The sequence below is a fragment of the Mesorhizobium sp. M0152 genome, assembly GCF_040322415.1.
Classification (GTDB): Bacteria; Pseudomonadota; Alphaproteobacteria; order Rhizobiales; family Rhizobiaceae; genus Mesorhizobium.
Genome location: NZ_JAMYTH010000088.1, coordinates 1 through 6,835, shown reverse-complemented (window position 1 = coordinate 6,835; position 6,835 = coordinate 1). Strand labels below are relative to the sequence as shown.

The window sequence follows — 6,835 nt, the reverse complement described above, 5'->3', positions numbered from 1 at the left end:
ACAAAATCGCGTGTCTCGCCGCAGCGTGACAGCCGTCCCGGCCAGCTATCGCTGCATCAATCCGCTGATAACTTTACAGTGCCCTTCGGAGATCCCATGCTTGGGAGCCAGGTCCAGCATGTCCGATCTATCCACATTACAAATGCAACCCGTTTCGACGTTGACGCTTCAAAATTTTGGATCTTCATTAAAGGACGCGCTCCAATCGGCGCATCCGATATTGAACGGAGGTCCATTTGCCGCTCGGAAAACTTACATCATCTCACTCGGGGCTCAGTCAAACTGGAAACAGCGTTCGGCTATCTCGTGAACTGAGTGCGCTTCTGGACATTATGCAGACGACTATGCACCGATGGATGATCCGATTCTGTTTCTGGAATCTCGTGAACGTCGGCTATAGCATTGCTAAGAGCTGTTAAGTCCCGAGATGAAAAACAAACGAAAAAATTGCAGCTGAGTATCCAGGTTTATTGAAGGATCGCTTACATGGCCGATGATGATATGTCCGACGTCGAGAATCCGGAGGTTTCTGCTGACGAAGTCGATGGTTCCGCGAGACGATTGTCAGCGCTTCGACTCAACGCAAATTGACGCTCCGACGCCGCCACGTATCAAGAACAACTACATAGTGTCGTTGGAGTTGAAAGGTTCATTCACGTCACTTGCTCAAACTCTGCAGAGGGCTGACTAACAACGGAAGATAAGGATAAAGCGCAGGATCTCCCAGCGAGCGTAACGGAAAGGCTTCTGTCGCGTCGGGGGGCGAGTCCGGCAGCACCAGCGAGCCGCAGCGGCCGCGAAGCAGTAGAGCTGGCCTCGACACGCGAACTGTGGCGAGCCTAGGTAGATGTTGATGTTGATCCTACCCTATCACAGGATTTCGAGTCACTTCTTCGGTCAAAGGAGCAGCCATGGCTACTGTGAAAGTCGATATCAATAACTTCCAGTCGGAAGTTCTGGAATCCGCGGCACCCGTCGTCGTCGATTTCTGGGCCGAATGGTGCGATCCCTGCAAGATGATTGCTCCGATCCTCGAGGAAATCTCCGTCGAGATGGAAGGCAAGATCAAGGTCGCCAAGCTCAACATCGATGAAAACCCGGAACTCGCCGCCCGATTGGGCGTGCGCTCCATTCCGACGCTCGCGATCTTCAAGGGCGGCGAAGTGGCCGATTTCTCGGTCGGCGCCAAACCGAAGACAGCTCTTTTGAACTGGATTTCGAGCCTGATCGATATCGCTCAATCTGTACCCCAATGAAAAGACCGTAGATTCGCCCCGTAAAGCGGTAGGGCTCACAGTGATTTATGGGCGTTTTGTACAGGGCTCAGCCCTTTGAGCTTCAGCCTGATGTCGGAGCGATCGAGTGGCGAAGAAGCTTTTCCTTGCGGCGTTGTCGAGGCAGTTGCCGTTGCGTGAATGCTGCGGCTTTCAAGCATGCCGTTGCAGGCTCGCGTGACCGCACTCAAACCAATGATGCCCTGTTGTTGACAGGCTTTAGGCGACGCGTTTTGCTGGATCGGAGAGGGAATATGGGCAGCACCGGAGAGCTGGTCGGACAAGCAGGGCGTCCTGATAGCGAAGGAGGCCCGCACCGCGTCTCCGACGCAATGTCGGACCAGCAGAAGACGCTCGAAGCGACGCTTGCCATCGCCGGCGCGGTGGTTGCCCGCGACGGCAATCTCGACGGATTTTCGGATCCAGAGTTGGCCGATTTGGTTAACAGCTTCAGCAGATGGCCGGACCAGCAGAAGACGCGTGAAGCGACGGTTGCCATCGCCGGCGCAGTGGTTGCCCGCGCCGGCAATCTCGACGGATTCTCGGATCAAGAATTGGCCAATCTGGTGAACGGCTTCGGCAAGTGGCCGGAAGAAGAAAAAGCACGCAAGGCGATCGTTGCCATCGCCGGCGAGCTCGGTTCCAAGGGCCGTCGCTTCAGTACTTTCAGCACGCCTGCGCTAGTCAGGATCGCCAACGGTCTGTCGCGGGGTATCGAGGGGGGAGAGATCGCCGGCGAGGTCGCCGAACCCGCCTTGCTGAAGGACCGGCTGCATCAGCTGGCGCACTACCTCCAATATGCCGAGGATCGGCTGCAGCAGGCCGATGTCCATGCTATCGCGAGTATATTCAAGGCGTTGGGCAAGGCGCAGTTGTTGGACGATCTCGGTGCGCTGGCACAGCCGGGGCTGGACAGGCTCGAGGTGTTACGTGCCGCTCCCGGGTTTGAGCTCGACAACAACCTCGAGACGATGGGCAATCTTTGCGCCTCCCTGCTGCCACTAGCTCGCAGCCCGAAGTCGGCGTTGCGCTGGCACCGCAGGTCGGCGCTGAACCTGCTCAACGCCATCCAGCCGGTGGTGGAACACAAGATCGATGCCCATCTCAAACCAGGCCAGGCCGAGCGCACCAGCGGCGCCAATGCAAGCCGCTGCCCGGCGCTTTCGATCTATCAGGTGCTCAAGACCCGGGCGGTGCTGGAGACGCTCTACCGGCGGTCCTATGTCGAGGGCGACGAGCTCGCCTTGCGGGCCAGGCAGGAAGAGCTGCACGGCAAAACCAGGCAAATCCTGGACAGTGCCCGTGCCCTCATCTACGCCGACCTTTCCTCCATGAGCTGGAGCGTGATCGCCGAGATCGAGGCGAAGGAGCCGCTCGAAGCGCTTGACACCTTCATGTCGCAGAACGCATCGATGATCCAGGCCCAGCATGCAGCCGCCAGCTTCGATGTCCATCGGGTCCTTCAGGCCATGGACCACGAGCCGAGACCGCCGCAAGGCGATGCCGGACTGATGCGGCTGCCGGTGGTCGACATGCAAGGCCGGCCGCTGGCCAGCGAAGCCGAGTTGCGCTATTCCATTTTCCACCGCTTGACCTCGGGCGCGGTGAAGGTGGTGGCGGTGCAGCTAAAGGGAACTCCGACTGGCGCCATGCTGACACGCACGTTCACCGTGGAGGGCGTGCCCTACCGCATGGACCTGTTCGGCGGCAGCAAACTGAAGCCGCCGCAAAAGAGCCTGAACCAGCTTGCCTCTCACCTGCCCTTCGCGGTCGCAGAGGCTCCAAGCGGCAAGCTTTTGGCGATCCCCTATGCCGAGACGGCTCCGGGTACGGCCTTTGAGCAGCTGTCGCGGGCCTGGGCGCCGTTCAAGGAAGCCTATTACTATACCCAGCGCCGCGGATTTGCCGCGCCGCCGGGCATCCCCGACGTTGGCCCGCATGATTATGCGCTGGAAGGGGGCTTCAAGCTGTCCCTTCTGCCCGACCGCCCCGCAGGCGCAGTGCATCCCTTCCGGTTCGAGGGGCGAGACGGCGAGATCGCCTTGCGGCCGCATGACGGCTGCGGCTTCATCAGGGCCTCACTGGCCGAGCGCATGCCGGCCATTGCCCGGGCTCGCCACGACGCTCCCGAGCGGATGCCTGCCTATGCCGATAAAAGGCTATCGGCGGTACCGCCCTCGGCGCTGCAACATTATCCGCGTAGCGTCGAGGTGGCACAGGAGACCCGCGAGAAGGCTCTGGCTTGGCTCGAAACCCATCCAAGCCTCACCGCCGAGGAGCTGTTCCGGACGGTCACGGGCGGGCATATCGAGGGTTCGAGCGCTATCGCCGTGCCGTCCAGCGACGAATGCCTGCATGTGCCGACGGGCAAGAGCAAGACCTTGACCCATGACGCTGGCGTGCTTGTCGGACGCTCCCCCTATGACAAGCCCAACCTGCGCCCGTTCGCCGCCGACCGGGTCAGGTCGGCGCGCGATGGCGATCGGACCGCGGCGTTCCTGGATCGGTGCGTGGCCTTCCAATACAGCTTCAACGTCGCGCACAGGTCGGGGGCTGGGCTTGCCGCCGACGATCCGACCTTCTTTGCCAAAGGCATCTTGATCGTTGTGCCCGACGAAATGTGGCCGGCGGACTTCGCCGAGCGCGGGGTGGTGATGTCTGCCGAGGACGTAAAGTGCCATTCGCGCTGGCTGGAGGAAAAGGACCGGGTCAAGGCCGACACCGCGCTCGAGTGCGTCGGCATCCTGCAGGCGACGGAGGTGTTCGCGCCCGGCTCTTTGGTTGCGGTTCCGAGCGCCGAACAAAAAATGCTCGACGGCGATTTTGACGGCGACTCCGTCGTCATCATCGGCGACCAGCCTCGCCTTTACGAGCATGTGCGCCAGTTCGACGCGCAGCTGCAGGCGCGCGGCATCGCCTCGATGAAGCCGCCGAAGTCGCACACGCCGGCCATTGAGAAAGGCGGCTACCAGTTCAGCCGGTCCAAGCAGATCCTGTCGGCCACCGGCCTGGTGCTGGAGACCTACAGCTGCCTGCAGCGCAACGTGCTGGCGCAGCCGCTGGAGGCGCAACGCTGGTTTGCCGAGCGTGCCATCTTCGGCACCTACGAGGGCATTCATCAAGAGCTCAAGGCCGACATCCGCGCACTGTTGCAGGAAGATCGGCCGGATGGCCAGACCCTCCATGAGCTCATCGCCAGGGCGAGGGAAGACAGCAAGGCTGCCAGGCATCCGGTGGCCTGCGAACTGGCCGCGTTGCTAGTGGCCGAGCTCCAGGACTGGAACCTGCAGCTCAAAAGCGAGCCGGATCATGAGCAGTCGGACGTCAAGCAGCAGTTAGCGCGATACGTGGGCTCAACCGGCGCGAAGCCTGCCGTCAGCGCCGACGCCGGCGCGCTCTTCCCGAAACTCAGCGAATCCTATCCGGCAACCGCTGACGCCAGGAAGCGCATCGACTTCCTGCTCAACCACTACCAGCCGCGCATTGATCCGCGGCCCGACGGCTACAACCCCGACGATCTGCATGAAAGCGCCATCAATCTGTTGAGCGTCGGCATCAAGGTCGGCACGGACGCCTACAAGTCCGATACCGGTGCGCGGGTGTTCATGCAAAAAACCGCCGAATTGGAGCGGCTCTTGGAGCAGAGGCCGGGCTTCAAGTCGGCCCCCTATGTCAAGGCGCAGGCGGCAAAGCTCCACCAGGGCCGGTTCGACGTCGATGGCAGCCTGGCGGATCTGAAGGACAACCCCACGCTAGCGGCCTCGGTCATGGAGGCCTCGATCAGACTCGCCGTCGAAAAGCGCATCCTGCCCAGCGCCTTAGCAATCTCGGCCGACCACGACCCCGCCAGCAGGATAACGCTGAGCAGCGAACAGGCCCTGGAGCGCGCCAGGCTCGAAGCCGCCCCCGCCGAAGCGCAAGAAAGCGCGATTACCGAAACTGTGCATGCGGTTGCCGAGCTTTTGCGGCAGGACGGCATCGAGGTGAAGGTGCCGCATCTTGACCAACGGTCGCGCGGGCAGGTCTGGATAGCCGACGAGTTGACCGGCCAGAGCGTGAGCGCGGCGCCGGAGGCCCAACTGGTCACCGATGCCGTGCGCCATGTCTTCGAAATCCCGGACGAGGCTTTTACGCGCGCCTTCAGGAAGGCGGCACTGGCCTTCGAGGAGCGGGACTGCAGCGAGGTCGAGACCACCAACTGGTTCATCATGGACAAGCCGCGGTTACGCGGCGTTCACACGGCGTTCAGAACCGCGCAGAACTATCGCTTCGAGGTCGAGTTCCATACGCCGGCCAGTTACCGGGCCGAGCTCGCGCAGCGCGCGCAGAGCGAATGCGAGCTGGTCCCCATTCCCCGTGGCGCCTTTGAGATATTACACTGGGGCTCGTCAGGAGAAAGCAGGTCGAGGGCGGCAGGGACCTTCAGGTCGCCCACCGTCGCAAGACAACAGATTGCGGTCGCTCGCTCGCCGCAAGCCGGCGAGATCCTCGCGGCCCTCGGTACGCGGCCGGTCGTGCTCGTCGGCATGCCGGCGAGCGGCAAGTCGACCATCGGCGCCCAGCTTGCCAAGGAGTTGGGGGTGGAGTTTGTCGACATCGATAAGCGTATCGTCGCCGAGCACGGCAATCTGATGGAGATGTTCGCCGACCCTGGCCGCGGCGAGGCGCACTTCAGGGACCTGGAGACCAAAGAGCTCGCGAAGCAGCTGGAGAGAGGGCCCATAGTCATCGCAACCGGCGGCGGCTGCTTTGGCAAGGAGTCCAATCAAGCCCTGATCCTTAATAAGGCGAGGTCGATCTGGCTCGACACCGAGCTGAAAGAACTCCGCAGGCGCCTCAAGATGGACACCAGCCGGCCGCTGCTGCAAGTAGCCGACATCGAGCAGAAGGTTGACCAGCTGTACGAAGAGCGCAGTCCGTTCTACCAAAAGGCCGATATCAGGTTGCCCCTCGTCCCACCCTTTCAAAAAGACAAGAAGGACGCCCGCATTTGCGTGAAGGAACTCTACGCTTTCCTGTGCAGCGACAGAGAAGCCCCTCTGCCCGCTGCCGAGATATCACATGTCTCCGGTGCTTCCGGCACCGCCATCAGCATGTCCCCAACAGCGCAGCGCATGCACGATGATCATCACAACGGCTACGATTGCGGGGCCGGCGTCGTGGAAACCATCCAGGCACCCGCGGCACCATTGAGTGAAGGGGAACGACCGCCGACCCTCGACACCCTCACCGCCGACCCGCAGCCTTTGCTGGCCGGCAATAACGCACGAGCGGATTTAGCATCTTGCACGAGAAGCAGAGAACGCTCAAGTCGAGGAGGATAAGCCCCTCACCAAACCTGCGAAAGAACCCTTGATTGTTGCCGCCTAAAGCTGCGGCCAGTCTCCCTCGTGCGTATCAGGCGCTCGACCATCGTATCCATATCCTTGCCAGCCTCGACGATATCAATCCAGTCCGGCGCAATGTCTTCCGGCAGGGCACCGTAAAGTTAACCGACGGCTGATGAAGATGTGCGAACATGGGCCATGTCAGAAGTTGCTCGTGATCCGCTTTATCGTCGC

2 protein-coding genes and 1 pseudogene are annotated in these 6,835 nt (G+C 61.4%); all 3 read left to right on the top strand.

Going from position 1 to position 6,835, the window contains the following annotated elements; all coding sequences use genetic code 11:
• Positions 1-315 (top strand): annotated as a pseudogene (locus NKJ26_RS32880) (hypothetical protein); the annotation flags it as partial.
• A 596-nt stretch (positions 316-911) separates the two neighbouring features.
• Positions 912-1,256, top strand: a complete 345-nt coding sequence (gene trxA / locus NKJ26_RS32875) for a thioredoxin (RefSeq protein WP_352699988.1) — start codon at positions 912-914, stop codon at positions 1,254-1,256.
• 272 nt (positions 1,257-1,528) lie between these two features.
• The gene (locus NKJ26_RS32870) at positions 1,529-6,598 is read left to right on the top strand and encodes a shikimate kinase (protein WP_352699990.1); all 5,070 of its coding nucleotides are present in this window, start codon (positions 1,529-1,531) and stop codon (positions 6,596-6,598) included.
• Positions 6,599-6,835 lie beyond the last annotated feature (237 nt).